Raw genomic sequence first — 25,651 nt, 5'->3', positions numbered from 1 at the left:
CAACATTGACTGATTGAGTCCGATGAGCACTGCCTTCCGCCCCCCCAATCTGGCGCTGACCACGATCGGCCTGTCGCTGGCGACCTTCATGCAGGTGCTGGACACGACCATCGCCAACGTGTCGCTGCCGACCATCGCCGGCAACCTCGGCGTGAGTTCGAACCAGAGCACCTGGGTCATCACGTCGTTCGCGGTGAGCATGGCGATCTCGCTGCCACTCACCGGTTTCCTCACCCGCCGCTTCGGCGAGGTGAAGCTGTTCGTGTGGTCTACGCTGCTGTTCGCGCTGACCTCGTTCCTGTGCGGCGTGTCGCAGAGCATGGGCATGCTGATCCTGTTCCGCGCGATCCAGGGCGCGGTGGCCGGGCCGATGTACCCGATCACGCAGAGTCTGCTGATTTCGATCTACCCACCGGCCAAGCGCGGCATGGCGCTGGCGCTGCTGGCGATGGTCACCGTGGTGGCGCCGATCGCCGGCCCGATCCTCGGCGGCGTGATCACCGACAATTACTCCTGGCCGTGGATCTTCTTCATCAACGTGCCGATCGGCATCTTCGCCAGCACGGTGGTCGCCGCGCAGATGCGCGAACGGGTGGAGCAGACCCAGCGTCCGAAGATCGACTATGTCGGCCTGATCACCCTGATCATCGGCGTCGGCGCACTGCAGGTGGTGCTGGACAAGGGCAACGACGAGGACTGGTTCAACTCCACCTTCATCATCGTCACCAGCATCGTCTCGGCGATCGCGCTGGCGGTGTTCCTGATCTGGGAGCTGACCGACAAGGATCCGATCGTCGACCTCAAACTGTTCCGCCACCGCAACTTCAGTGCCGGCACGCTGGCGCTGGTGCTGGCCTACGCCGCGTTCTTCTCGATCGGCCTGCTGGTGCCGCTGTGGCTGCAGCGCAACCTCGGTTACACCTCCACCTGGGCGGGCTTCGCCACCGCGCCGCTGGGCGTGATCCCGGTGCTGCTGACCTTCATCGTCGGCAAGTACGCGCATCGCATGGACCTGCGCCTGCTGGCCTCGGCCGCGTTCGTGGTGATGGGCGTGACCTGTTTCATGCGCTCGGATTTCTATCTCGGCATCGATTTCACCCACGTGGCGCTGGTGCAGTTGATCCAGGGCCTAGGCGTGGCGCTGTTCTTCATGCCGGTGCTGTCGATCCTGCTGTCGGACCTGCAGCAGAACGAGATCGCCGCAGGCTCCGGCCTGGCGACCTTCCTGCGCACCCTGGGCGGCAGCTTCGCCGCCTCGATCACCACCTTCCTGTGGGAGCACCGCGCGGTGGTGCATCACGCGCAGCTGGCCGAGCGGATCAATCCCTACAATCCGGTGGCCGCCGGAGCGATCGAGCAGCTCGGCGGAGGCAACGACCAGCTGGCCGCCGGCATGATCAACGGCATGATCACCCAGCAGGGCTACCAGATCTCCTTCAACGAGGTGTTCCACATGCTGGGCTGGATTTTCCTCGCGCTGGTGGCGGTGATCTGGCTGGCCAAGCCGCCGTTCGCGGCCAAGGCCGGTCCCTCCTCGGGCGGACACTGAGCGCTGCGCGCGCGCCGTCTTCAGGGGAACTGAACACGGTGCGCGCTATCGTGGCGCGGTTTCGTCCCGATCCCCACGCTCGAGGAGAACGCCATGAACCGCAGCACCATGCTCGCCGCCAGCCTCGCCACCGTGGCCCTGGCCGTCGGAACGGCTTGCGCCCAGACCATGCCGGCCGCCGCCGGCTCCGCGCCCATGTCGCCGATGCAGCACATGCAGCACATGCAGCGCCTGCACGGCACCCAGTATGTGAAAGGCTCGCACCGCATGCCGGCCACGGTCACCTCGGCCGACCCGACCACCGGGCTGGTCAAGGTCGACTCCGCCGGGATGGCGCTGGTGGTGCATTTCCCGCCGCCGGCGATGAAGAACCTCAAGCCCGGCGACAAGATCACCCTGCACCTGGGGTACAGCCAGCCCTGAGCCGGCATGGAGCCTGCTCCAGCGTTGAGCGGGCCGCCGGTTCCCCCTAGTCTCCCGCGCATGTTGCCGGCTCCGCACCTGCTCCGTCGATCGCCGCGCCTGTGGGCGCTGGGCCTGCTGGCCTGGCTCGCACTCGCGCTGCAGGGGGGCGGCGTGCTCGCTGCCGTCCATCCGGCCATGCACGGCGGGATGGGGACGTTGGCGGCTGCTGCCATGCATCACGCGGCGATGCTGGACGCCCACACCGGCATGCCCGATTGCTGCGGTGCCGCCGGCGGGCATTGCGCCTGCCCAGCCAACTGCACCGCCGCCCTGCCGATCCTGCCGGACAGCGCGGTACTCGCCCCGCTGCCGCCGTCAGGTAGTCCGGCCGGCAGTGCCGCCGGTACCGCTCCGCGCCGCTTCGGCAGCCCTCCGTTGCGCCCTCCCCTGGTCTGAGTCCTACCCCGAGACCGCTCCCGCCCGGCCTGTCGTCGGTCGGGCCCATGGGTATGCGCATTGCGGCAGGCGCCGTCGCGCGAGGAGTCACCGATGAACCGATCTTCCCTCCATCCCCCGGCCGTGCAGTGGCCGGATCTTTCCCGTCGCCGCTTCGTGCTGGGCTGCGCGCTTGGCGGCGGCGCCGTGGCGCTCGGCATCGTGCCGAAGGCCTCGGCCTGGGGCCACCCGGCGGCGACCGCCGTCGGCACGACGCCCGAGCTGCCCGGCACCGACTTCGCGCTCGCGATCGGCGAGCAGCCGGTCGACTTCACCGGGCGGCGCCGGCTGGCCACGGCCATCAACGGCAGCGTGCCCGGCCCCGTGCTGCGCTGGCGCGAGGGCACCGAGGTCACCCTGCACGTGACCAACCGCCTGGCCGTGCCGACCTCGATACATTGGCACGGCATCCTGGTGCCGGCCGCGATGGATGGCGTGCCGGGCCTGAGCTTTCCCGGCATCGCACCCGGCGAGACCTTCACCTACCGCTTTCCGGTCAGGCAGTCCGGCACCTACTGGTACCACTCGCACAGCCGCTTCCAAGAGCAGACCGGGCTGTACGGCGCCATCGTGGTCGCCCCGGCCGACGGCGAGCACCACCCGGCGGACCGCGAGCACGTGGTGCTGCTGTCGGACTGGACCGACGACGATCCGGAGCACATCTACGCCACGCTCAAGCGCCACAGCGACTACTACAACTACGCCGAGCCGACCGCCCCGGAGTTCTTCCGCGACGTGCGCGAGCACGGTCTGCAGCAGGCGCTGGCCGGTCGCCGCATGTGGAACACGATGCGGATGAGCCCGAGCGACCTCAGTGACGTCAGTGGTGCCACCTACACCTATCTGGTCAACGGCACTGCGCCGGCCGGCAACTGGACCGGACTGTTCCGCCCCGGCGAGCGGGTGCGGCTGCGCTTCATCAACGGCTCGTCGATGACCTTCTTCGACGTGCGGATTCCGGGATTGCGCATGACCGTGGTCGCCGCCGACGGCCAGGACGTGGAGCCGGTCAGCGTCGATGAGTTCCGCATCGGCGTGGCCGAGACCTACGACGTGATCGTGGAGCCGGTCGACGACCGTGCCTACACCGTGTTCGCCCAGGCCATCGACCGCAGCGGCTACGCCCGCGCCACGCTGGCGCCGCGTCCCGGCATGGCCGCCGCGGTGCCGCCGCTGGATCCGCGCGCGCGCTTGACCATGGTCGACATGATGGGAGCGATGGCGATGGGCCATGGCGGCCATGCGATGCCCGACATGGGCATGTCCGGCGCAGCGGACGCGCGCCCGGCGATGGCCCGCCACGCGCGCACCGAATACGGCCCCGGCGTGGACATGCACGTGGACATGCCCCGCGACAACCTCGACGACCCGGGCATCGGCCTGCGCGACAACGGCCGGCGCGTGCTCACCTACGCCGACCTGCACACGCTCGGCGGGCCGCTCGATCCGCGCTCGCCCGGGCGGGAGATCGAGCTGCACCTCACCGGCAACATGGCCCGTTACCGCTGGTCTTTCGACGGTGTGCCCTATGCGGAGGCGAAGCCGATCCACTTCCGCGCTGGCGAGCGCCTGCGCATCGTGCTGGTGAACGACACCATGATGAATCACCCGATCCATCTGCATGGCATGTGGAGCGAGCTGGAGAATCCCGACGGATCGTTCCAGGTGCGCAAGCACACCATCAACGTGCAGCCGGCGCAGCGCGTGAGTTACGCCGTGACCGCCGATGCGCCGGGGCACTGGGCCTACCACTGTCACATGCTCTACCACATGGAGGCGGGCATGTTCCGCGAGGTGGTGGTGTCATGAGCATCCGTCTGAACCGGCCGACGATCCGCGCCGCCGCCCTGGCGATCTTCCTCGCCGTGCTGGCCCTCCCGGCAACCGCCCAGCACCAGCATGCCGGGATGGATGGCATGCCGGGCATGGACATGCCCGCCCCGGCCGCCAGCGCGCCCGCCCCGGCGTCGTCCACGATGGGTGGCACGGCGATGCCCGCCCGCGCCGCCAGCGGCGTGCCGGCGCCGATGCGTGGCGAAGCAGCGCCGGCCGGGCATGCCATGTCCCCCGGCACACAGCGCGGCATCCACGATGCCAGCTCGCAGGGCATGCACCCGGGCACCATGACGGGGATGTCTGCCCAGGGCGACGCGGCCGGGCCGTCCGCCCGCGCCATGGCCATGGGCCGCATGCAGGGCGGTCCGCCGCCAGCCGATGCCCGCAGTCCGGACTACTCCGACGGCGTCGCCCCCAGTCACCTGCCGGGCATGGACATGGGCGAGGAGGCCCGTTTCGCGCTGCTGCAGTTCGACCGGCTCGAGTCGTTCGCGGGACGCGAGGAACATGGCCAGCGCTGGGAGCTGCACGGCTGGTACGGCAACGACAACGACAAGCTGCTGGTACGCAGCGAAGGCGAACGCAGCGCTGGCCGCGTGGCTGAGGGCGATCTCGAGGCGCTGTGGAGTCACGCCGTCGCGGCCTACTGGGACACCACGCTGGGTGTCCGCCACGACCTGGGTGATGGCCCGTGCCGCAACTGGCTGGCGGTCGGCGTGCAGGGTCTGGCGCCCTACGGGTTCGACGTGGAAGCCACGGGCTACGTGGGGCTTTCCGGGCGTACCGCCGCGCGACTGCGTGCGGACTACGAAGTACTGTTCACCCAGCGACTGATCCTGCAACCGGAGCTCGAAGCCAACCTGTACGGGCGCGACGACCCCGCGCGCGGCATCGGCCGGGGCTTCTCCGATGTGCAGTTCGGCCTGCGCCTGCGCTACGAGATCCGTCGCGAGCTGGCACCGTATGTCGGCATGCAGTTCGTGCGCCGACTTGGCCGCACCGCCGACTTCGCCCGCGCCATTGGGCAGCCGGTATCCGACCGCCAGCTGGTGGTCGGCCTGCGCCTCTGGTTCTGACCGGGAGACTCTCATGAAGACATCGCTTCGTCCGTTCCTGCTCGGCGTGCTCGTCGCCGCGGGGTTGTCCGCCGCCGGGTTGCTCCTGTTCGTCTATGCCGGCCGCTACGACATCGGCGCGGATGCGCCCCACACGCGACCGGTTGCCGCGTTGCTGACCGTGCTCCGCGAGCGTTCGCTGCGCACCCATGCGGCTGGACTGCGGGTTCCGGACCTGACCGATCCCCGGCGCATCCTCCAGGGGGCCGGCCAGTACGCGGCGATGTGCACGCAGTGCCATCTGACCCCGGTGATGCGCCATTCGGAGATCCGCCCGGGCCTGTACCCGCAGCCGCCGGATCTGACCCGGGTGCGGATCGACCCGAAGGTGGCCTTCTGGGCGATCAAGCACGGCATCAAGATGAGTGCGATGCCGGCCTGGGGCACCAGCCACGACGACGCCACGATCTGGTCGATGGTGGCGTTCCTGCAGACGCTACCGGACCTGAGCCCGGCACAGTATCGCGACATCGTCGCCCGGGCGCCGCCGGACGACGACATGGATGGTGGCATGCAGGATGACGCGAAGGCCGATTCACCGGCCAGAACATCGTCCGCCGGCCGACACTAGCGCGGCGGCGTCAGTGCGCGTGCGTGAACGCGCAGGGCGAGTCGGGCCGGTCGCTGGACTCGCCCTCGTCGGCATGGTCGGTCTGCAGCGTCGCATGCTGGATCGCGAAGCGCTCGACCAGCATCGCCTGCACCTGGCGGCGGGTGGCGTGGCAGTCCAGCGCGCGGCTGACGAACAGGTGGGCGGAGAGGGCCGGGAAGCCCGAGGTGACTTCCCACACGTGCAGATCCTCCACCGCCGTCACGCCCTCGACCGCCCGCATCGCCTCGGCGATCGTTGCCGGCTCCATCCCGCGCGGCGCGGCTTCCAGGAACACCCGGCCCGCATCGCGCACCAGCGCGTAGCCGGCCTTGAACATCAGCCCGGCCACGACCAGCGCGGCGACGGAGTCGATCCGGTTCCAGCCGGTCCACCACACCACCGCGCCGGCCACGGCCGTCGCGATGAAGGCATACAGGTCGGTGAGGATGTGCTGGAAGCTGCCTTCGACGTTGAGGCTCTGCCGGTTGGCCTTGCTCATCACCCACACCGCGGCGAGGTTGACGAGGATGCCGGCGGTCGCGACCAGGGTGACCAGCTCGCCGTCGACCCGCGGTGGCCTGACCAGCCGGATCACCGCTTCGGCGATGAACCACACCGAGAGCAGCAACAGGCTCAGCCCGTTGACCTGGGCGCTGAGGATTTCCGCCCGTTTGAGGCCGAAGGTGTAACTGCCGGTGGCGGGTCGATCGGCCAGGTGCATCGCCCACAGCGCCAGCGCGATGGCGGCGGCGTCGGTGAGCAGATGGCCGGCATCGGAGATCAGCGCCAGCGATCCGGCGACCACGCCGACCACCACCTCCACGGCAGTGAAACCCAGCAACAGCGCCAGTGCCGCGGCGAGATAGCGGCGGTCGGCGTCCTTGGCCAGCGCGTGGCTGTGGCCGTGGTCATGTCCGTGGTCACGATGATCGTGATCGCGGGGGTGATCGTGGGCGTGATCGTGCGGATGGTGCGAGGAGTGGGCCACGGAGGATCGCAGTTGCGGCGGGAACGAGGCGAGACGATACGATGCCGGTCTGTCGTTATGCCATCACACGCCACCGATCGCGAGCCGCGCCATGCCCTGGATCATCACCAAGTACCTGATCACCGCCGCCGTGGTGGTGATCGTCTCCGAGGCGGCCAAGCGCAGCGATCGCGCCGGTGCGCTGATCGCCTCGCTGCCGTTGGTCACGCTGCTGGCGCTGATCTGGCTGCACGTGGAGAAGCAGCCAGTGGAGAAGGTCGCCAACCATGCCTGGTACACGTTCTGGTACGTGGTGCCGACCCTGCCGATGTTCCTCGCTTTCCCGCGCCTGCTGTCGCGCTTCGGCTTCTGGCCTGCGCTGGCCATCAGCGCGGTGATCACCGTGGTGTGCTTCGCGCTGTTCGCCTGGGCGGTGAAGCCGTTCGGGATCCGCCTGCTTTGACGTGGCATCCGGCGCTGCGGCGCCGGATGCGCGGCGCCCGGCTCAGATGTCGAAACCCAGGCCAACCACGGCCATCGTCTCGCCGCGGTTCGGCTTGTGCGTGCTGCCATTGGAGATGTGGCGGATGCCGACGGTGACGTGGTCGAACTGCAGGCCCAGCGTGCTGACGAACTGGTAGTGCGTGGAGAGCGCCTGCGTGGTGTGGTTGGTGCCGGCGACCTGGAAGCTGAAGAACACCGGGTGGTACCAGGTGCTCTCGTCGGTGGTGCGCAGGCGCGCGCCGGCGGCGATCAGCGCGACCGACGGGCTCGTGTCGTAGCGCATGCCGCGGAACTGCGACAGGCTACGGCCGTCGATCCAGCCGGCCGAGACATCCGGTGACCAGGTGAAGCGCGTGGTGCCGATCGCGTGGGGAGCGAAAACCGCCTCGACGAAGCCGGTGTTCGCGCCATGGGAGTCCATGTAACTGCGACCGGCCTGCACTTCGATCCGGGTCGCGGCCTGCGACAGTACCGGGAGCGCGAGCAGGGCGGCAGCGAGGGCAAGGCGGCGGAGGGGAGATGTTGCGCGCACGGTGGGGAGTCCTTGCGTTTTGGGGGTTGGGAGGGTTACTGCACCGCATAGTTTAATAAAAGATGTGTCGAAATGCAGTGCATTTCCCCTGGCGAACTGATGGACAGAGCGTTCACGCGGGGCAACGAAAAGGCCCGGGCGATCACTCGCCCGGGCCCGGGAGGCTGTTGCTGGCGCGGGATCTAGTGCGAACCGTGCCCCGATGCTTCCAGGTTCGCGTTGTCCAGATCGAGCAATTTTTTGCTGATCTGCCGGCTTTGCGGATAGGCCCGGTGCATCGCTGCGGCGAACACCGATGCATCCCCGACCACCACGACATGGCGTCCCGTCGGACCCAGGTACGCGCGGGCATAGTCTTCGATCTGCGCAGGCGTGACCGCCTCCACCGCATCGACGTACCGTCCGACCTCGTCGAGATCCACCCCGTACACCGCCAGCTCGCCGACGCGGCGGGCCAGTCCGGCGGTGGTCTCCAGGCTGCGACCGTAGGCTCCCACCAGGGTGGCCTTGCGCGCGGCCAGTTCGGCGGCCGCCACCGGGGTCTTGCCGAGCCGGTCGAACTCACCCTGCATCAGCTGCACGACCTGCACCGCGGAGGGATTCTTGGTCTGTGCCGAGGCCAGCCACAGGCCCCCATCGCGGCGCGGATCGAAACTGCTGTTGGCCCCGTAGGAGAGGCCGCGCTTGATGCGGATCTCTTCGTTGAGTCGGGCCGAGTAGGAGCCCCCGAGTACCGCGTTGGCTACCGTGCCCACGTAGAACCGCGCATCGTCGCGGCGCGGTGCGGCGTGAGCGGCCACCACGCCAGCCTGGCCACCGCCTGGCTGGTCGATCACCAGCAATGCCGGTAGCGTCGGGTGGCCGTTGGCCGCCGGCAGGGGCGGCAGCGCGGAGGCGGGCTTCGCCCAGTCGCCGAAGCGTCGCTGCGCCAGCGCCAATGCCTGCTCGGGGGTGATGTCGCCAGTCATCACCAGGATCGCGTTGTCCGGCCGATAAAGCTCTTCGTGCAGCTTGAGCACGTCGGCGCGGGTGATCCGCTTGAGCGACTCGGGCGTGCCGCCACGTGGATGCCCGTAAGCACCCTCGCCGAACACCGCGCGGGACGAGGCCAGCGAAGCCAGCGCGGTGGGCTGGCTGAGCAGCAGTTCCAGATCGTCGGCGGCCTGCTTGCGCGCGCGCGCGAGCTCGTCCGGCGCGAAGGTCGGCTGGCGCACCACGTCCGCCAGCAGGGCCAGCGCGGCGTCGATCTTGGGGGTGGTGACGGTGATGCCCACGCTGCTCTGGTCCCAGCCGGCATAGGCGTCGAGCGAGCCGCCCAGTGCCTCGGCATCGGCGGCGATCTGCGGCGCGGTCCTGCCCGCCGCGCCCTTGGTCAGCAGATTGGCGGTCAGACTGGCCAGGCCCGCGAGCTTCGGGGGATCCATCTCCCCGCCGCGGCGGATCAGCAGGCGGGCGGTGACCAGCGGCAGGTCGGCGCGTCGCACGCTGATGACCTCCAGACCGTTCGGCAGGATCTGGCGTACCGGCGAGGGAATGTGCAGCGCTGGCGCGGGCCCCGGCGCCGGTGGCGTGGTGGGGAAGTCGGCCGCCGCGACGCGGCAGGCAAAGCTGGCGGTGATCAGCGCGGCGAGGGCAAGGCGGTGGATGGCTCGGCTCATTTCGTCGCTCCCTGGCGGTTGGCCGGCACAGCTTTCGGCTGCGGCAGATAATCGATGGTCACGCTGTGTGCGCCAGTCACGTACTGGTGCAGCACCCGCTGCACGTCGGCGGCCGATACCTTCTGCAGCGCAGCCAGATCCGTGTTGACCCGGGCCGGGTCACCTTCGGTCAGGGTCGCCTGGCCCAGCGCGAAAGCCAGACCCATCGGCGTCTGGCGCCGCTCCAGCTCCCCGGTGAGCAACTGGGTCTTCACCTTGGCCAGCTCGGCCTCCGGGATCGGCTGGTCGGCGAGCCGGGCGATCTCGTCGCGCAGCACTTTTTCTGCCTCGGCCGGCTGATGCCCGCTGGCCAGAATGGCGTAGGCGGTGAACAGGCCGGGACCCACCCGCCCATCGACCTCCGCACCCGCCTGCTGGGCGATCTGCGTGCGGTACACCAGCGCCTGGTAAAGCCGCGAGGAATCACCCTGCGACAGCAGTGCTGCGGCAACCTGCAGCGGGATGGTGTCGGACGAGCGCGCCGGTGGGATCAACCAGGTCATTGCGATCGCCGGCAGCGGCGCGGTGGGGCTGGTCTCGGTGTAGCGCCTGTCGGCGGTGCGCGCCGGCTCCTGTGCGGTGACCTGCGGCACGGGTGTGGAAGGCTTCGGGATCCCGCCGAAATAGTCGTCCACCCAGGTGTCGAGCTCCTTCTGGTCGAAGTCCCCGGCGACGATCAGGGTGGCGTTGTCCGGTCGGTAGAACGTCTTGTGGAAGGCGATCACGTCGGCCAGCGAGGCGGCTTCCAGGTCCTTGATGCTGCCGATGGTTGGCCGCTGGTATGGATGCACGGTGTACGAGTGCGGATCGATCGCGTTGAACAGCTTGCCGTAGGGATTGGCCAGCACGCTCTGGCGGTACTCCTCCTCCACTACCGCGCGCTCGGAGGTGAAGTTCTTCTCGTCGACGTTGAGGTTGGACAGGCGTTCGGCCTCCGCCCACAACAGCGTGCGCAGGTAGTTGGCCGGAATCACCTCGAAGTAGTTGGTGATGTCGTCGCCGGTGGAGGCGTTGTTGGCGCCGCCGACGTCCTCGGTCAGCCGGTCCATTTCCTCGGCGTGCATATGCGCCGTGCTCTTGAACATCAGGTGTTCGAACAGATGGGCGAAGCCGGACCGGCCGGCCGGGTCGTCCTTCGAGCCGACGTGATACCAGACCTGCACGGTGACGGTGGGGCTGGCGTGGTCCTCCACGCTGATCACCTGCAGGCCGTTGGCCAGGGTGTGCTCGTGGTACCGAATCGGTGGCGCAACGAGTTCGGCCGCGTGCAGGGCTGGCGTGGTGCCAGCAGTCAGCAGCAAGAGGGGCACGAGCCGGACGGCGGCCCGTAGACGAGGGTGCATGGGCGGATCTCCTTTCCCGGATGATCCATCCACGTTAGCAAGCCCGGGCCGCGTGCAGGCACGTGACCTTTGGGAGACGGCTTCCATCCATCCCTCGTCGCATGCCTGTTGAGAGGCTCCCTCTCATCACCATCGCATGCGGGCGAATGTGACTGCGCCGGCTCGGAAATTGCCGAAACCAGCGCCTTTTGGCAGTTGCTAAGAAATTGTTGACACTGCCAGGAGGCCGTCGTAGGTTCGAGCGGTGGTCGGGCTCAGGGGACCACCCAGGGGAAAGTCTCAAGACGGGATGTCTGCGCGGTTCCTCGCGAGAGCCCGGTATGCATCGGATGCCTAACACCGAAAGGAGGTTCAAAGCCGGTCGCCAATTACGAGCGTCCGAATTTTTCTCAGCCCGTTTGGGCAGATCTGGGGAGATCAGCAAAACATGGCACTTCACAAGCGTAATTCCCTGCAGGGGCTCACCCCCCGGCACAACGCGCTGGCGCTCGCGCTCGCAATCGGTATGGGCCTCACTTCGACGGCCGCGATTGCCCAGTCCACCACTGGCTCCATCTTCGGCACCGCTCCGGTCGCCTCGGGCGAGTCCGTCAAGGTGGTCAACGTCTCCAATGGTGCCACCCGCACGGTGCCGGTCGACTCTTCCGGTCGCTATTCGGCGAGCAACCTGCCGGTCGGCAAGTACACCGTCTCGCTGCTCAAGGACGGCCAGGTGGTGTCCACCAGCGACAACGTCAACGTGACGGTCGGCGGCGGTACCGAAGTGCCGTTCGCCAGCAGCCAGAATGCGCAGGACCTGAGCGCGGTGCAGGTCGTCGCCAGCGCGCTGCCGACCATCGACGTATCGAGCGTGACCTCGAGCACCATCATCACCTCGAAGGATCTGCAGCAGCTGCCGGTCGGCCGCAGCGCCGAGTCGATCGCACTGCTCGCGCCGGGTACCGTCCAGGGTAGCGGCTACTTCGGCAACGCCGTCTCGTTCGGCGGCTCAAGCGTTTCCGAGAACGCGTACTACATCAACGGCTACAACACCGGCGAGCCGTACCGCAACATCGGTGGCTTCTCGCTGCCCTACGGCTCGATCGACCAGCAGCAGACCCTGACTGGCGGCTATAGCGCCAAGTACGGTCGTTCCGACGGCGGCGTGATCAACCAGATCGGCAAGCGCGGCACCAACGAGTGGCACTTCGGTGGCCAGATCGCCTGGGCGCCGAAGTATCTCTCGTCGGGCGGCAAGGACGTCTATTACGGCCACCCGACCATTCCGGGACCGACGCCGGACGGCAAGGCCTTCAAGTTGGCCGACCCCAGCGCGCCGGGGACCCTCTACTGGGATCGCAGCAAGAACAAGAGCTGGCAGACGATCTACTCCGGCTACGTGGGCGGTCCGCTGATCAAGGACAAGCTGTACATGTTCCTGTCGGCCGAGCAGACCAAGGAAAAGGGCACCAACGTTGGCAACCTCGACAACGGCCGTGAATCGTTCTACACGAACAAGGAAAACAAGATCTACGGCAAGCTGGACTGGAACATCAACGAGAACAACGTCCTCGAGCTGACCACCCTGCAGGATCGCCAGGACAATGGCGGTGGCTCGCTGTACAACTACGATTACACCACGTTGTCCACGGGTAGCTTCGTCCAGCCGAGCAACCGCACCAAAGACACCGCCACGTTCTACATCGGCAAGTACACCAGCTATATCGGTGACAACGGCACGCTGAGCGTGGAGTACGGCAAGGGCCACTTCACGAACCCGACGATCTACGGCGCGCTGAGCGACCTGCCGTTCATCTCCCGCGCCCAGTACCAGAATCCCGCGTACACGGGCGGCCAGCAGATCCGCAATGCGCAGACGGTAACCAGCCTGAGCGCGATCGATGCCACATCCGATACCCGCGGCTTGCGCGTTGACTTCGATTACCGCCTGGGCGACCACGACCTCAGCGTCGGTATCGACAACCAGTACTACAAGGCACACGACCAAGGCACCTACGCCAGCGGTCCGAACGCCAGCATCTCCGATCCGTTCAACGCCGCCAACGGCTACTACTGGAGCTACACCACCGGCCAGAACGATGATGGCAGCACGCACTACATCGCTCGCCAGATCCACTTCGCCAAGCTGGCAAGCATGTCGCTGTCGCAGAAGGCGTACTACTTCCAGGACGTCTGGCAGGTTTCGCAGAACGTGCAGTTGAACCTCGGCCTGCGCAACGACCGGTTCACCAACTACAACGACCTGCACCAGGCGTTCGTGGATGAGAAGAACCAGTGGGAGCCTCGCCTGGGTGTGAGCTGGGACGTGAACGGTGACTCGTCGTTCAAGGTGTACGGCAATGCCGGTCGTTACTATCTGGCCCTGCCGAACAATGCGGCTGAGCGTGCAGCGACCCGCTCGACCCTCCTGTATACCTACTACGATTACACCGGCATCGATGCCAACGGCATTCCGACGGGCCTCACCCAGTACAAGGGTCCGATTTCGCCCGACGGCGAGACCGGCGGCGCGAAGGATCCGAAACAGGTGACCGCGCGCAACCTGAAGGCGCAGTATCTCGACGAGTACATCGTTGGCTTCGACAAGCAGCTCAACGACAAGTGGACCTACGGTGCCAAGCTCACCTATCGCGACCTGAAGACGGCCATCGACGACGAGTGCTCGCCGGGCCAGATCGCGGCCAAGATGACCAAGATGGGTCTGGATCCGAACCAGTACTACGACTCGCTCTATGGCGCCGCCTACTGCCGCCTGATCAATCCGGGCCTGACCAACGACCTGCTGGTTACCCGCGACGACGGCACCGGCTCGGTCATCGTGAAGATGAACCAGCAGGACTGGGGTTACCTGAAGGGTGTGAAGCGTCAGATCACCTCGCTGGACCTGTACCTGGAGCACCCGTTCGACGGCAAGTGGATGGGTCGCGTCGACTACACCTACTCCCACGGCATCGGCAACACCGAGGGCCAGGTGCGTTCGGACTTCGGCCAGGCCGACGTGTCGAAGACGGAAGACTGGGACTCCTGGCAGCTGATGCAGGGCCAGGACGGTGAGCTGATCAACAACCGCAAGCACTCGCTGCGTTTCCGCGGTGCTTACATGTTCACCCCCGAGTGGCTGGTATCGGCCACCGCGCTGATCCAGTCCGGTACGCCCAAGGAGTGCCTGGGCTACTACGGCCCCAACGCCGACGGCGATCCGACCGGCTACAACCAGGGTGGTGGCGGCAACTACCACTGGTGTTCCGGCAAGATCGTCCATCCGGGCGATCCGGGCCACACCCCGTGGACCAAGACCATCAACCTGGGTGTCCGCTACGCCCCGGATTTTGCCAACCAGAAGCTCGCCTTCAAGTTCGACATCTACAACGTGCTGAACGAGCAGAAGGCGATCCAGACCGATCCGGTGGGTGAAGCGGGTAACCACGTGATCAGCAACACCTACGGCATGGGCATTTACTTCCAGCAGCCGCGCTACATGCGTCTGTCGGTGTCCTACGACTACTGATAGCGCAAGGCTGTTCCGCCCAAGCGAGCCACCGACCTCCGGGTCGGTGGCTTTTTTTTGCCGAAGAGGTCTTGCGTTGCATGCCCGGCGTGAGTGCCGTTGTCCCGCAAGGGGTGCGTTATGCTCGGGATTCCTGCCGGTCCTCCACTTATTCCATGTCGATCTCGCCATCATCGCTCCCGCTGGCAGACCTGCAGCGGACCATTCAGGCGCTGCAGGACGATCAACGTTTCGCCGACGCTGCAGACCTGCAGCGTCGAATCGTCCAGGGCCATCCGACGCTGTATCCGCCGCGATTGCAGCTGGCGCACCTGCTGTTGCAGGCCGGCGACTTCGATGCCTCGGCCAGGGTCCTCGTCGAAGCGGCAGGCATCTCCGACGATGACCCTTCGGCGCTGATCGCGCTGGCAAGGCGTCTGAATTTCCATGGTGAGGTCGAGGTCGCCCGCCGATGCATCGACCGCCTGGAGCGTCTGCGGGGAACCGCCCACCTGCATGCCGCGATCGCTCACCTGCGCTGGATGACCGGTGAGGTCGATCATGCGTTCGAATGGATCGAGCGTGCCTACCGCTCGGGATTACGCGCACCCGACGAGTTGCATCTCCATGCAATGTTCTGCCACTTCCGGGGAGACGCCGGGGCGGCCGACCGCCTGCTGGAAGAGTGCGTCAGGCTGGCGCCCAACTTCGGGACGGCGGCCCAGGCGCGTGCAAACCTGCGTCGCCAGACGCCAGGCAGCAATCACGTGACCGCACTGCAGATGCGCCTGAAGGAGTTGCATGCGCGCACGGAGAAAGCACCCGCCCACATGCTGAACCTCGCGCAGTTCGAGGCAGCCTTGTCGAAGGAACTTGACGATCTGGGGGATGTTTCCGGCGCGTGGGAGGCCCTGTCCCGCAGCAAGGGTATTCTGCGGAACCTCAACCCCTATGACGCGGAGGCCGAATCGGCCATCACCGGGCACATCGTCGCCTCGATGCGCCGCCACGTGCAGCCGGCGGCTTTCCAGCCCGGCCACGTGCACGGCCGGCCGACGCCGATCTTCATCGTGGGCATGCCGCGATCGGGCAGCACCCTGCTGGACCGGATGATCTCCGCGCACCCCGACGTGGCGCCGGCAGGCGAGATCAACGACTTCCTGCGCCAGTTGCATCGATTGGCCAACGTGCCGCCGTCCGGCCATGCCGGTATGCACCGGGCGCTCGAGCGGCTGGACCGGGTCGATCCAGTCGAACTCGGACGTCGCTACCTCGAACAGACCGCCTGGCGGGCGGGTGGCCGGAAGTATTTCGTCGACAAGCTGCCCATCAACGTTCAGCTGGTGCCGCTGATCCGCCGGGCGTTGCCCCATGCGCCCATCCTGCACCTCGTGCGCGATCCGATGGACGTGTGCTTCTCGAATTACCGCGCGATGTTCGGCGACGTGTCGCCCTGGTGCAACGAGCTGGCCTGGGTCGCCCACTTCCATGTCTGCTACGAGCGCATCGTCGAGGCGTGGCGGAAGGACTATCCCGGCGCCATGATCGAGGTCTCCTACGCGGACCTGGTGGCCGATCCCGAGTCGGTGCTGCGCGAACTGATGCACGACTGCGGCCTCCCGTTCAACGACGCCTGCCTGCATCCGGAGCGGAATCCCTTTCCGGTGACGACACCGAGTGCCGCGCAGGTGCGCGAGCCGCTCAATCGCCGCGGCGTTGCCGGATGGAAGCGCTACGCCGATCATCTCGAGCCGCTTCGAAAAGCGCTCGAACCCACCCAAAACCGTGATGCGGCTGTGTAGGCGGATGATCGAGACGCAACCGGACCACGGCTCACCTTCGCCTTGGACTCATTGATGGAACCTGGCTCCATCCAACGGGAAATATCGCTGCAGCGGCACCGTCGCCTTGCGGCCCGGCACGTCGAACTGGGCCAGTGGGACGCGGCCCGATCCAGCCTCGAGGCGGTGCTGCGCGAGGGTGGGGAGGATGCCGCCGTGCGGGCGGATCTGGCCGCCGTGCTGATGGCGGGAGGGCGGCTGCGGGGTGCAATCGGTCAGTGGTTGCGTGCGGCGGAGCTCGCCTCCGCCCAGCCGGCTGTGATGCTCACCCTGGCACGGCATCTGTATTTCGCTGGCGAGCTCCAGGCTGCTCGAGGATGTCTGGCCCGCATCTCGTGGGAAGAGGTCGGCGCTCCGGCGACCCTTGCCGAAGCGGGGCGCATGCGCTGGCTGCTGGGGGAGTTCGGCGAGGCCCTGACGCTGATCGGACGGTCGGTCAGGCAGGGCATTGAGGCGCCGGATGCGCACTACCTCTACGCCATGCTGCTGCAGTTCCACGGACGTGTCGGCCAGGCGGAGGAGGTGCTGCTGCGATGTCTGCGTACATGGCGACGCTTCGGAGATGCAGCGGTAGCGCTGGTGCACCTGCGCCCTCAGACCGCGGCGGACCATGTCGATCGGATCCGCGGCCTGGTCAAGGGCCTGCCGGCCATGCCGGACCATCCGGTTGACCGTCTCGCGCTGGCCAACTTCGAATCGGCGCTGTTCAAGATCCACGACGATCTGGGCGACTACGACCAAGCCTGGTCCCATCTCGAACGGAGCAACGCACTGATGCACCGGCATGCTCCTTATGACCGGTCTGGCGAGAGTGCGGTCGTCGACGCGCTGATCGGTGCCGGGTCCGGAATCCCCATCTCCGCGGAAGTACCCGACGAGAGCAGCGTCGGCCCGAGGCCGGTCTTCATCGTCGGCCTGCCTCGTTCCGGGACGACGTTGCTCGACCGCATGCTTTCGCGCCACCCGCAGATCGCCTCCGCCGGCGAGATCAACGATTTCCGTCGCCAGATGCGCTGGGTCACCGATGTGCCCGCCGACGGTGTCGCCGGCATGCTCGCCGTGCTGGAGCGGCTGCCGGGCACCGACTTCCGGTTGCTCGGCGAGCGCTATCGCCAGCAGACCCGATGGCGCGCGCCGGAGGCGCGCTACCTGATCGACAAAATGCCGATCAACTTCCGCATGGTTCCCTTCATCCGCCGCGCCCTGCCCGACGCGGTCATCGTGCATATCCACCGAGAGCCGATGGATGTCTGCTACTCGAACCTGAAGGCGATGCTTGGACCCGCTTCGGCCTACAGTTACGACATGGATTCGCTGGCGCACTACCACGGCCTGTATCGCCGTTGCGTCGGGCCGTGGTCCGGGCGCGATCCCGGGGCCGTCATCGACGTCCGCTACGAAGATCTCGTGCGCGATCCGGAACCGCTGCTGCGGAACATTCTCGCGCGCTGCGGCCTGGCATTCGTGCCGGAATGCCTGCAGCCCGAGCGCAATGAGGCTCCGGTCGCCACGCCGAGCAGCAGCCAGGTACGCGAGCCCGTTCATGCACGAAGTATCGGCGAGTGGCGGCGGTATGCGCAGCACCTCGGGCCGTTGCAGCGGGCACTTGGCTCATGAGCGATGGAATGTCCCGTGGAATGATCCGCACCCTTATCGTCTCCGGGAGGGCTGCCGCTTGATTGCCAGCGGACCGGAATTGCGCCGGCAGGCCAGCGAGGCCATCGCGGCGGGGCAGCACGCGCTTGCCGAAACCCTGCTGCGGCGATTGGCCGAGAGCGAGCCGGATGATGTTCCGGTCAGGATGGAACTTGCCGGTGCGATCCTCCGGCAGGGACGCATGCGCGAGGCCACGCGACACCTGCTGGAAGCGGTCCCCTGCCTGCCGAACCACGCCGAGCTGATCGCGCGGCTCGCCTGGCAACTCGCGCTGCAGGGCGAGGCGCCGGGGGCGCGTGCCTGCCTCGCCCATCTGGCACGGGCGCCGAATCCGCCATCGCACGTGCTGGTCGAACAGGCGCATCTGCACTGGATGCTGGGTGACATCGAGGCCGCCGCCGGCTCGATCGAGCGTGCAAACGCGCTGGGTCTGGATGGACCGGGCGAGTATTACCTTCGTGGCATGCTGCTCCAGTTCACCGGGCGTCTGGACGAGGCCGAGGCCGTGCTTACCGGTCTGCTCGAGCGCTGGCCGGGCCACGCCGACGCCGTGGTGATCCTCGCCAACCTGCGTCGGCAGACGGTGGACGACAACCTGCTCGACCGGATCGATCGGTGGCGCGCACGGCTGGGTTCGCCGAGCGATTCCCGCGGCCGCTTCGCCCTGGCCGAGTACGACTCGGCGCGGTTCAAGGTGCATGACGACCTGGGCCAATACGGACCTGCCTGGGCCGCGCTGGAACGTTGCAATGCCGTCATGCGTGAGCTGCATCCCTACGATGGGGACGACGAACTCGCCACCGTGGAGGCGCTCGAGCAGGCCGCCGATCGCCTCGGTCCGGTTCCGCCGGAGCAGTTGCCGCAGGCGGGCGCTCCCGCGCCACTGTTTATCGTGGGTCTGCCGCGTTCCGGCAGTACCCTGCTGGACCACATGCTTTCGGCGCATCCGGAGATCGTCTCCGCGGGCGAGATCAGCGACTTCCAGCGCCAGCTGCACTGGGTCGCCGACGTCGCCCAGGCCGGGCATCGCAGCCTGCGGGCGGTGATGCAGCGTATGCCGTCACTCGATCTGCCGCTGGTTGGCCGGCGCTACCTGGAGCGGACCGCATGGCGTGCCGCCGGTGCGCGCTACTTCATCGACAAGCTGCCGATCAACGTGCGGCTGGTTCCCTTCATCCGCCGGGCGCTGCCGCGGGCGCGGATCATCCACATCGTGCGGCCGCCGATGGACGTCTGCTATTCCAACCTCAAGGTGATGTTCGGCAGCGCCTCGCCCTACTGCTACGACATGCAGGCGATGGCGCATTACCACGGCCTGTACAGGCGGATCGTCGAGCGGTGGCGCCAGCTCGACGCCGACGCCATGCTGGAGGTCGCCTACGAGGACCTGGTGACGGATCCGGAGGCGACGCTGGCACGCGTCCTTGACCACTGCGGGTTGTCCATGGACATCCGCTGTCTCCATCCGGAAGCCAACCGCGGCGCGGTGGCGACCCCGAGCAGCGCGCAGGTGCGTGAGCCGCTGCATCGGCGCGCCCTGGAGCAGTGGCGACGCTACGAATCGCAGCTCGAGCCGCTGCGGCGGGCGTTGGGTTCCGCCGGCGGCTGATCGCCGCCTGGCGTGCTCAGCCGTGTTGGCGAGCGGGCTTCAGGCGCGCCAACCGACGCGCCAGGAAACCCTGCGGCGGCTCGCCGAAGTAGGCCTTGGTGCGCGCGCTGAAGGTCGCCCAGGCAAACACGCCGAGCAGCACCAGCATCAGCACGATGCCGGCCGGGTTGCCGCCCGGCGCACCCGGTGGCGCCGTCGCCAGCGCGGCGATCTGGGCGAGCGCAGGCAGGCCGAGCGCCACGGCGAATATGCCGAACAGCACGAAGCGCGCGCGTCGCTTGTGCTTGAGCAGGCGGATCGCGAAGGTCAGCAGCACGGCGCCCAGCAGCACCATCGCGATACCGACCACCGGGCCCTTGCCGGCGAATTTCTCGCCCAGCTTCGGCACCAGGGCCACGGCCAGGCCGCCGAGCACCTGCACTGCGCCAAGCACGATGCAGCCGATCGCCCACCACTTCAGCCGGTTCGGCATCAGGCCCTTCGCGTGCCGGGCCAGCCGGTCGTAATCGAACAAGTAGATCGCCGGGGTGCTGAGCAGGGTCAGCAGCTGCGACACCAGCAGGCCGCCGACGATGGCTATCCCTAACGGCTGGCGCATCTCCGAGCCGATGCCGAAGCCGATCGCCAGCGGCAGCGCCGCGCCGAGCGCGACCAGCGTGGTCATGGTGATCGGGCGGAAGCGCACCAGTGCGGCCTCGCGGATCGCTTCCGGCGGGGTGAGCCCGTGCTCGCGCTCGCCGACCAGGGCGAAATCCACCATCAGGATCGCGTTCTTTTTCACGATACCGATCAGCATCAGGATCGCGATGATCGCCATCAGCGACAGCTGGGTCTGCGTCACCAGCATGGCCAGGAAGGCGCCCATGCCGGCGGCGGGCAGCGTCGACAGGATGGTCAGCGGATGGCCGAGGCTCTCGTAGAGGATGCCCAGCACGATGTACATCGCCACGATCGAGGCGAGCAGCAGGATCATGCCGTTGTTCTGTGCCTGCTGCAGACGCTGGTTGTTGCCGGTGAACTCGACCCGGATGCCGTCCGGCAGGTGCGCGGCATAGGCCGCCTGGTTGACCAGCGCGATGCCGCGGTCCTGGGTCACGCCCTTGGCCAGGTTGTAGCTGATCGTCGCCGCCTGCAGCTGGTTGTGGTGACGGATGCGCATCGGGCTGACCGTGGGCTGGATCGTCGCCAGTGCCGACAGCGGAATCATCTGGCCCAGCGTGCTGCGCACGTGGATGTTCAGCAGCGCCTGCGGGCTCAGGTCCTCGGCCGAGTCGGAGGTGAGGATCACGCGGTACTGGTTGATGTCCGAGTAGATCACCGACACCTGGTTCTGGCCGAACGCGTTGTACAGCGCCGAGTCGATCGTGCCGACGCCCACGTGCAGGCGACCGGCCGCTTCGCGGTCGATCCTGATCAGCTGCTGCTTGCCGGTCTGGTCGAACTCGCTGCTGACGTCCTGGAAGTCCTTCACCGTGCGCATGTAGCGGACCATCTTCAGCGCCCACGGCTGCAGGTCGGCGCCGCTGTCGCTGATCAGCTGGAACTCGTACTGGCCGCCGTTGCCGCCGCTGCCACCGCCGCCGAGGAACTGCGCGGCGCTGAGCGACACCTGCACGTTGGGCAGCGCGTTGTACTGCTTGGAGAGGCGCTCGATCACCGTCTTGATGCCTTCCTTGCGCATCCCCGGGCCGTCGCCGAGCGGCTTGAGGTCGACGAACATCTGGGCCGAGTTGCCCACCGCGCCGCCGAAGCCGTTGCCGCCGAGCATGGTGAGCTGGTCCAGTACCGCCGGATCCTTCGCCATGATCCGGCTCACTTCGCGCGCGCGCTCGGTCAGCAGTGCCGGCGAGATGTTGGTGTCGGCGCTGATGAACACCTGCAGCTGGCCGGTGTCCTCGTCCGGCATGAAGGTGCCGCCGGCGGTCTTCACCACGGCGAAACCGAGCGCGAAGGTGAGGAAGATCAGCAGCAGCGGCTGCCAGCGCATCAGGTGGCGATGGTGCATCGCCCAGTCCAGTGCGCGCTCGTACACGCGCAGCAGGGTGCGGTCGAAGCGGGCGACGGCCTGTTCGAGCCGACCCGGCGAGCGTTCGTGCTCGTTCTCGTGCTTGAGCACGCGGCCGCACAGTGCCGGCGTGAGGGTGAGCGAGACCACCGCCGAGATCACCACCGCCGCGGTCAGCGTCACCGAGAACTCGCGCAGCAGCACCACCAGCATGTTGTTGCCGAACAGCAGCGGCGCGAACACCGCCACCAGCGACAGGGTGATCGAGATCACCGTGAAGCCGATCTCGCGCACGCCCTTGAGCGAGGCCTCCAGCGGTGCGTCACCCTTCTCCATGTGGCGCACGATGTTCTCGATCACCACGATCGCGTCGTCGACCACGAAGCCGATGCACAGCACCAGCGCGACCAGCGACAGCGTGTTGAGCGTGTAATCCAGCGCCCACATCGCGACGAAGGCGCCGGCCAGCGACAGCGGCACGCTGAGCATGGCGATCAGGGTCGGACGCAACCGGCGCAGGAACACCAGCATCACCATCGCCACCATCGCGATCGAGATCAGCAGCGCGGTCTCCACCTCGTGCAGCGCGGACTTGGTGGTCTGGGTCAGGTCGAACACCGGCGTCACGGTGATGTTCGCCGGCAGCGAGGCCTCCAGTTGCGGCAGCTTGGCGCGGATCGCCTCCACCGTCGCCACGGCGTTGGCTTCGGGCCGTTTGGTGATCTGCAGACCCACCGTGTCATGGCCGTTGAACCAGGCGCCCTGGTACTTGTCCTGCTGGCCGCCGTAGACCTTGGCGACGTCGGACAGCCGCACCGCCGTGCCGTTCTTGCTTGCAATCAGCAGCCGGGCGAATTCCTCCGGCTCGTGCAGGGCATCGTTGGCCACCACCGTCATCTGGGTCACGCCGTTGCTCAGCGTGCCCTGCGGTGAGGTCACGTTGGCCGCGCGCAGCGCATTGCTGACGTCAGTCGGGGTCAGTCCCTTGGCCGCGAGCGCGGCGTTGTCCAGCTCCACCCGCACCGCGTGGGGGGTACCGCCGAACACCTGCACCTGGGCGACGCCGGGGATCTGCGCGATCGCCGGGTTGAGCAGGGTATCGGCCAGGTCGAACAGCTTGTCCTGCGGCAGCCCGGTCGAGGTCAGCGTGATGAACAGGATCGGGATCTGCGAGGTGTCGAACTTGAAGTACTGCGGCGGCGAGGGCATGCCGGAGGGCAGATCCGGGGCGGCCGCGTTGATCGCCGCCTGCACGTCGCGCGCCGCCTTGTCGGCGGTGCGGTCGAAGGTGAAGCGCACCATCACCGAGGCCGAACCCTCGCTGGCGTTGCCGTACATCTCGTCCACGCCGGGAATCCGGCCGAGGTGGCGCTCCAGCGGCGCCAGCACGGTGCTGGCCATGGTCTGCGCACTGGCCCCCGGCTGCTGCGCCACCACGTACACGCCGGGAAACTCCAGCGACGGCAGCGCGGCCACGCCCAGCAACAGGTAGGCGCAGATGCCCGCCAGCACCAGGCCGGCAGCCAGCAAAGAGGTGCCGACGGGACGGCGGATCAGTGGAGCAAAAATGTTCATGGCGCTTCCGTGGCCCGCGGAGGTTGCGACCGACCGGCGCGCCAGCGAGGCGCCACGGGCACGGTGAGGGCCGCAGGGTTCAGGGTGACAGGCATGCGCGCTTTTATGCCCGCGTGCCCGTCATAGTGTATGTGCCTGAAGTCCCCACCGTGCCGGAAGGCACGGGGACGAAGCGCCCCCGTGCCGCCGTGGTTCAGCCGCCGGGACGGTAGCGCAGGGTCAGGTACCAGCTGCGACCGGGCTGGTTGAAGTAGTAGATCGTCTCGTAGCGCCGGTCGAAGGCATTGGCCAGCCGTCCCTCCAGTTCCCAGTGCGGCGCGAACGCCACGCTGGCGCGCAGGTCGGTGGTGGCATAGCCGCCCAGGCGATGCACGTTGGCCAGGTCGTCGTAGCGCGCACCGGCGGCGTTGAAGGTGGCGCCGATCCCGAACGTGCCGAAGCGGCGGTCAACGTCGATGCGGGCGGTCCGCTCCGGGCGGCGTGGCAGCCAGTGGCCGTCGTTGATGCCACCGTCGTCGTTGCGCGGCTGCTGCAGGGTCAGGTAGCCCTGCCAGCGCCAGCCGGCCAGGGTCAGGCCGAGCTGGCCTTCCAGGCCACGGATGCGGGCGCGGCTGAGGTTGCGCGGGTAGTAGTTCGCATCCAGCGTGATCAGCTGGTGGATCCGGGTCTGGTAGGCGTTCAGCGCCCAGTTCCAGCCCTCGCCCTGCTGGGCCAGCCCCAGTTCGGCACTGCGCGAGGTTTCCGGCTTCAGGTCCGGATTGCCGCTGCCGTACGGGTAGTACAGGTCGTTGAAGGTCGGCGCGTGGAACGCGCTGCCGACGCTGGCCGAGAGGCGCAGCCCATGATCCAGCCGGTAGCCCCAGGCCAGCGCACCGGTATCGTGGTTGCCGAACTGGCCGTTGTGGTCGTGCCGCGCCGAGGCCTGCAACTCGTTGCGGCCGAAGGTGCCCTGGTATTGCACGAACACGCCGGTGTCCTGGCGCCGGCTGGCCAGGTAGCCGGTGTCGCTGGACAGGTGCTCCAGCTGGTAGTCGGTGCCCAGGGTCAGCAACTGGTTGTCGGCCAGGGTCAGGTCGTTCTGCCACGAGGCCTGGTTGCGACGCGAGTCCGAATAGCGCACATAGGCGCCGTCGTTGTAGGTGGTGGCCTTGTCCAGGTTCTGCCCGGCGCCCAGCGTGACCTGCCAGAACGACAGCGGCCGGAACGACAGCCGCGCGCCGGCGACCTGTTGCTGGTTGAGCGCCTGGTTGCCGTAGGGTGCGCCGTCGAAATAGACGAAGTTGCGGCTGCGCAGGTACGTGGCGGCCAGCTCGGTGCCGCCGTCCCAGCGGTAGCCGGCATTGGCCAGCGCGTTGTAGTTGCGGTAGCCGTCGCTGTCCGGCTCGTTGGCGAAGCAGCCGGCGAACACGGTGCCCGCACCGACCCGGCAGGCGTTGATGCCGTGGGTGTACTCGCCGCCCAGGCTGAGGTTGTACCAGGCGTGCCGGCTTCCGCCGGAGAGGCCGAACTGGCCGCCCACGGTATGCCGGCTGCCGGTGGTCACGCTGAGCGAGGGCACCAGCCCGGCGCCGGCGTGGCCGTGGCGGGTGAAGATCTGGATCACGCCACCGATCGCATCAGCGCCGTAGAGGCTGGAACGCGGTCCGCGCACGATCTCGATCCGCTCGATCTGCTCCACCGGGATCTGCTCGAACGCCGGCAAGCCGGCGCTGACCGTGCCCACCCGCACGCCATCGACCAGCAGCAGGGTGTGCGAGGAATTGGTGCCACGCAGGAACAGCGAGGTCTGCTCGCCCATGCCGCCGGCCTGGGTGAGCGTCACGCCGGGCAGGCCGGTCAGCAGATCCACCAGCGAGACCGGCTGCAGTCGTTCGATGTCGTCGCGGGTGATCACGGTCACCGAGGAAAGCGCGTCGTCCACGGTGATGGCCGTGCGCGTGGCGGTGACGATCACCGGGTCGAGCGACTGGCCGGCGTCGGCCGGCGCCGCAATGGCCCCGGTGGCCGGAAGGGCGGCGATCAGCGCCGCTGCGAGGAATGTGCGATTCATGAAGTCAAAGCCCTTTGCCGTGCGCCCACGCGCGGCTCGAAGAGGAACGAGCTGGCGGCAGGCGGGAGCGGGGCAGCGACGCGGGCACGGGCGAGGGCCGCGCACGAAACCGCAGCCTCGCCCACCGCGAGCCGTCAGGACAGTGAATCGGGCCGGTCTCCGGGCTCGCGGACGACATGCCTTCGAAAGCATGTACCGGACGACACCTTCCCATGCCGAAGCACAGTGGTCTTGTCGACGTCCGGCGGATCATCCGCCTACCGTTGCGGGGGCAGCGCCGGCCTGGCTGCGTGAGGACACGCGACGCACCGGCTTCCCGTTTCATCCCCCGGACAGGCCGCGGGGACACCCGAAACGCCGCCTACGATAGCGGTCGCCCGGGATCGCGGCAAT

17 protein-coding genes and 1 riboswitch are annotated in these 25,651 nt (G+C 67.7%); of the genes, 11 read left to right on the top strand and 6 right to left on the bottom strand.

Going from position 1 to position 25,651, the window contains the following annotated elements:
- Positions 1-22 precede the first annotated feature (22 nt).
- From NC595_RS01475 to NC595_RS01450, 6 genes are all read left to right on the top strand, one after another.
- The gene (locus NC595_RS01475) at positions 23-1,549 is read left to right on the top strand and encodes a DHA2 family efflux MFS transporter permease subunit (protein ID WP_253564394.1); all 1,527 of its coding nucleotides are present in this window, start codon (positions 23-25) and stop codon (positions 1,547-1,549) included.
- A 93-nt stretch (positions 1,550-1,642) separates the two neighbouring features.
- The gene (locus NC595_RS01470; protein ID WP_253564392.1) at positions 1,643-1,972 is read left to right on the top strand and encodes a hypothetical protein; all 330 of its coding nucleotides are present in this window, start codon (positions 1,643-1,645) and stop codon (positions 1,970-1,972) included.
- A gap of 60 nt (positions 1,973-2,032) precedes the next feature.
- On the top strand, positions 2,033-2,410 hold the full coding sequence (locus NC595_RS01465; RefSeq protein WP_253564391.1) for a hypothetical protein: 378 nt from the start codon (positions 2,033-2,035) through the stop codon (positions 2,408-2,410).
- 93 nt (positions 2,411-2,503) lie between these two features.
- Positions 2,504-4,258, top strand: a complete 1,755-nt coding sequence (locus tag NC595_RS01460; RefSeq protein ID WP_253564390.1) for a copper resistance system multicopper oxidase — start codon at positions 2,504-2,506, stop codon at positions 4,256-4,258.
- Positions 4,255-5,361, top strand: a complete 1,107-nt coding sequence (locus tag NC595_RS01455; protein ID WP_253564389.1) for a copper resistance protein B — start codon at positions 4,255-4,257, stop codon at positions 5,359-5,361. The genes NC595_RS01460 and NC595_RS01455 overlap by 4 nt, the downstream gene beginning before the upstream one ends.
- 13 nt (positions 5,362-5,374) lie before the next feature.
- Positions 5,375-5,971, top strand: a complete 597-nt coding sequence (locus NC595_RS01450) for a c-type cytochrome (RefSeq protein WP_253564388.1) — start codon at positions 5,375-5,377, stop codon at positions 5,969-5,971.
- Between the two features lie 10 nt (positions 5,972-5,981).
- On the opposite strand, the gene NC595_RS01445 is transcribed toward NC595_RS01450, so the two are convergent.
- Positions 5,982-6,980 carry a cation diffusion facilitator family transporter gene (locus NC595_RS01445; RefSeq protein WP_253564386.1) on the bottom strand — a complete coding sequence of 333 codons (999 nt, stop codon included), beginning with the start codon at positions 6,978-6,980 and terminating at the stop codon, positions 5,982-5,984.
- Positions 6,981-7,071: 91 nt separating this feature from the next.
- On the opposite strand from NC595_RS01445, the gene NC595_RS01440 reads away from it, so the two are divergent.
- The gene (locus NC595_RS01440; protein ID WP_253564384.1) at positions 7,072-7,422 is read left to right on the top strand and encodes a DUF3147 family protein; all 351 of its coding nucleotides are present in this window, start codon (positions 7,072-7,074) and stop codon (positions 7,420-7,422) included.
- A gap of 42 nt (positions 7,423-7,464) precedes the next feature.
- Here the strand turns inward: NC595_RS01440 and NC595_RS01435 are convergent, their stop codons facing one another.
- From NC595_RS01435 to NC595_RS01425, 3 genes are all read right to left on the bottom strand, one after another.
- A complete protein-coding gene (locus NC595_RS01435; protein ID WP_253564382.1) occupies positions 7,465-7,995 on the bottom strand; it encodes an acyloxyacyl hydrolase in 531 nt (176 codons plus the stop codon).
- A 182-nt stretch (positions 7,996-8,177) separates the two neighbouring features.
- Entirely contained in the window at positions 8,178-9,653 is a 1,476-nt protein-coding gene (locus NC595_RS01430; RefSeq protein ID WP_253564380.1) for a M16 family metallopeptidase, read from the bottom strand.
- On the bottom strand, positions 9,650-11,035 hold the full coding sequence (locus tag NC595_RS01425; RefSeq protein ID WP_253564379.1) for a M16 family metallopeptidase: 1,386 nt from the start codon (positions 11,033-11,035) through the stop codon (positions 9,650-9,652). The genes NC595_RS01430 and NC595_RS01425 overlap by 4 nt, the downstream gene beginning before the upstream one ends.
- Positions 11,036-11,462: 427 nt before the next feature.
- On the opposite strand from NC595_RS01425, the gene NC595_RS01420 reads away from it, so the two are divergent.
- The 4 genes from NC595_RS01420 (at position 11,463) to NC595_RS01405 (ending at position 19,628) form a co-directional block, all read left to right on the top strand.
- Positions 11,463-14,543 (top strand): TonB-dependent receptor, encoded by a 3,081-nt coding sequence (locus NC595_RS01420; protein ID WP_253564377.1) that lies wholly within the window; start codon positions 11,463-11,465, stop codon positions 14,541-14,543.
- Positions 14,544-14,698: 155 nt separating this feature from the next.
- The gene (locus tag NC595_RS01415; RefSeq protein ID WP_253564375.1) at positions 14,699-16,324 is read left to right on the top strand and encodes a tetratricopeptide repeat-containing sulfotransferase family protein; all 1,626 of its coding nucleotides are present in this window, start codon (positions 14,699-14,701) and stop codon (positions 16,322-16,324) included.
- A gap of 165 nt (positions 16,325-16,489) precedes the next feature.
- Positions 16,490-17,980 (top strand): tetratricopeptide repeat-containing sulfotransferase family protein, encoded by a 1,491-nt coding sequence (locus NC595_RS01410; RefSeq protein ID WP_253564374.1) that lies wholly within the window; start codon positions 16,490-16,492, stop codon positions 17,978-17,980.
- Between the two features lie 58 nt (positions 17,981-18,038).
- Positions 18,039-19,628: a tetratricopeptide repeat-containing sulfotransferase family protein gene (locus tag NC595_RS01405; RefSeq protein WP_253564373.1), complete on the top strand. Its 1,590-nt coding sequence runs from the start codon at positions 18,039-18,041 to the stop codon at positions 19,626-19,628.
- A gap of 16 nt (positions 19,629-19,644) precedes the next feature.
- Here NC595_RS01405 and NC595_RS01400 read toward each other — a convergent pair whose 3' ends face one another.
- Together NC595_RS01400 and btuB are read right to left on the bottom strand one after the other, a co-directional pair.
- On the bottom strand, positions 19,645-23,208 hold the full coding sequence (locus NC595_RS01400; protein WP_253564372.1) for an efflux RND transporter permease subunit: 3,564 nt from the start codon (positions 23,206-23,208) through the stop codon (positions 19,645-19,647).
- A 193-nt stretch (positions 23,209-23,401) separates the two neighbouring features.
- Positions 23,402-25,258 carry a TonB-dependent vitamin B12 receptor gene (gene btuB / locus NC595_RS01395; RefSeq protein ID WP_253564371.1) on the bottom strand — a complete coding sequence of 619 codons (1,857 nt, stop codon included), beginning with the start codon at positions 25,256-25,258 and terminating at the stop codon, positions 23,402-23,404.
- Between the two features lie 133 nt (positions 25,259-25,391).
- A riboswitch (cobalamin riboswitch) is annotated at positions 25,392-25,626 on the bottom strand.
- Positions 25,627-25,651 lie beyond the last annotated feature (25 nt).

The sequence above is a fragment of the Dyella lutea genome (assembly GCF_024158035.1).
Classification (GTDB): domain Bacteria; phylum Pseudomonadota; class Gammaproteobacteria; order Xanthomonadales; family Rhodanobacteraceae; genus Dyella_A; species Dyella_A lutea.
The sequence above is the reverse complement of the archived record's forward strand: the minus strand, read 5'-3'. Positions and strand labels throughout refer to the sequence as shown.

What these genes read in the sequence shown, in the direction of transcription:
- NC595_RS01440 (WP_253564384.1), top strand. Translation starts at nt 7,072, where the DNA reads ATGCCCTGGATCATCACCAAGTACCTGATCACCGCCGCCGTGGTGGTG.
- NC595_RS01415 (WP_253564375.1), top strand. Translation starts at nt 14,699, where the DNA reads ATGTCGATCTCGCCATCATCGCTCCCGCTGGCAGACCTGCAGCGGACC.
- NC595_RS01420 (WP_253564377.1), top strand. Translation starts at nt 11,463, where the DNA reads ATGGCACTTCACAAGCGTAATTCCCTGCAGGGGCTCACCCCCCGGCAC.
- NC595_RS01465 (WP_253564391.1), top strand. Translation starts at nt 2,033, where the DNA reads ATGTTGCCGGCTCCGCACCTGCTCCGTCGATCGCCGCGCCTGTGGGCG.
- NC595_RS01460 (WP_253564390.1), top strand. Translation starts at nt 2,504, where the DNA reads ATGAACCGATCTTCCCTCCATCCCCCGGCCGTGCAGTGGCCGGATCTT.
- NC595_RS01475 (WP_253564394.1), top strand. Translation starts at nt 23, where the DNA reads ATGAGCACTGCCTTCCGCCCCCCCAATCTGGCGCTGACCACGATCGGC.
- NC595_RS01430 (WP_253564380.1), bottom strand. Translation starts at nt 9,653, where the DNA reads ATGAGCCGAGCCATCCACCGCCTTGCCCTCGCCGCGCTGATCACCGCC.
- btuB (WP_253564371.1), bottom strand. Translation starts at nt 25,258, where the DNA reads ATGAATCGCACATTCCTCGCAGCGGCGCTGATCGCCGCCCTTCCGGCC.
- NC595_RS01425 (WP_253564379.1), bottom strand. Translation starts at nt 11,035, where the DNA reads ATGCACCCTCGTCTACGGGCCGCCGTCCGGCTCGTGCCCCTCTTGCTG.
- NC595_RS01450 (WP_253564388.1), top strand. Translation starts at nt 5,375, where the DNA reads ATGAAGACATCGCTTCGTCCGTTCCTGCTCGGCGTGCTCGTCGCCGCG.
- NC595_RS01470 (WP_253564392.1), top strand. Translation starts at nt 1,643, where the DNA reads ATGAACCGCAGCACCATGCTCGCCGCCAGCCTCGCCACCGTGGCCCTG.
- NC595_RS01400 (WP_253564372.1), bottom strand. Translation starts at nt 23,208, where the DNA reads ATGAACATTTTTGCTCCACTGATCCGCCGTCCCGTCGGCACCTCTTTG.
- NC595_RS01455 (WP_253564389.1), top strand. Translation starts at nt 4,255, where the DNA reads ATGAGCATCCGTCTGAACCGGCCGACGATCCGCGCCGCCGCCCTGGCG.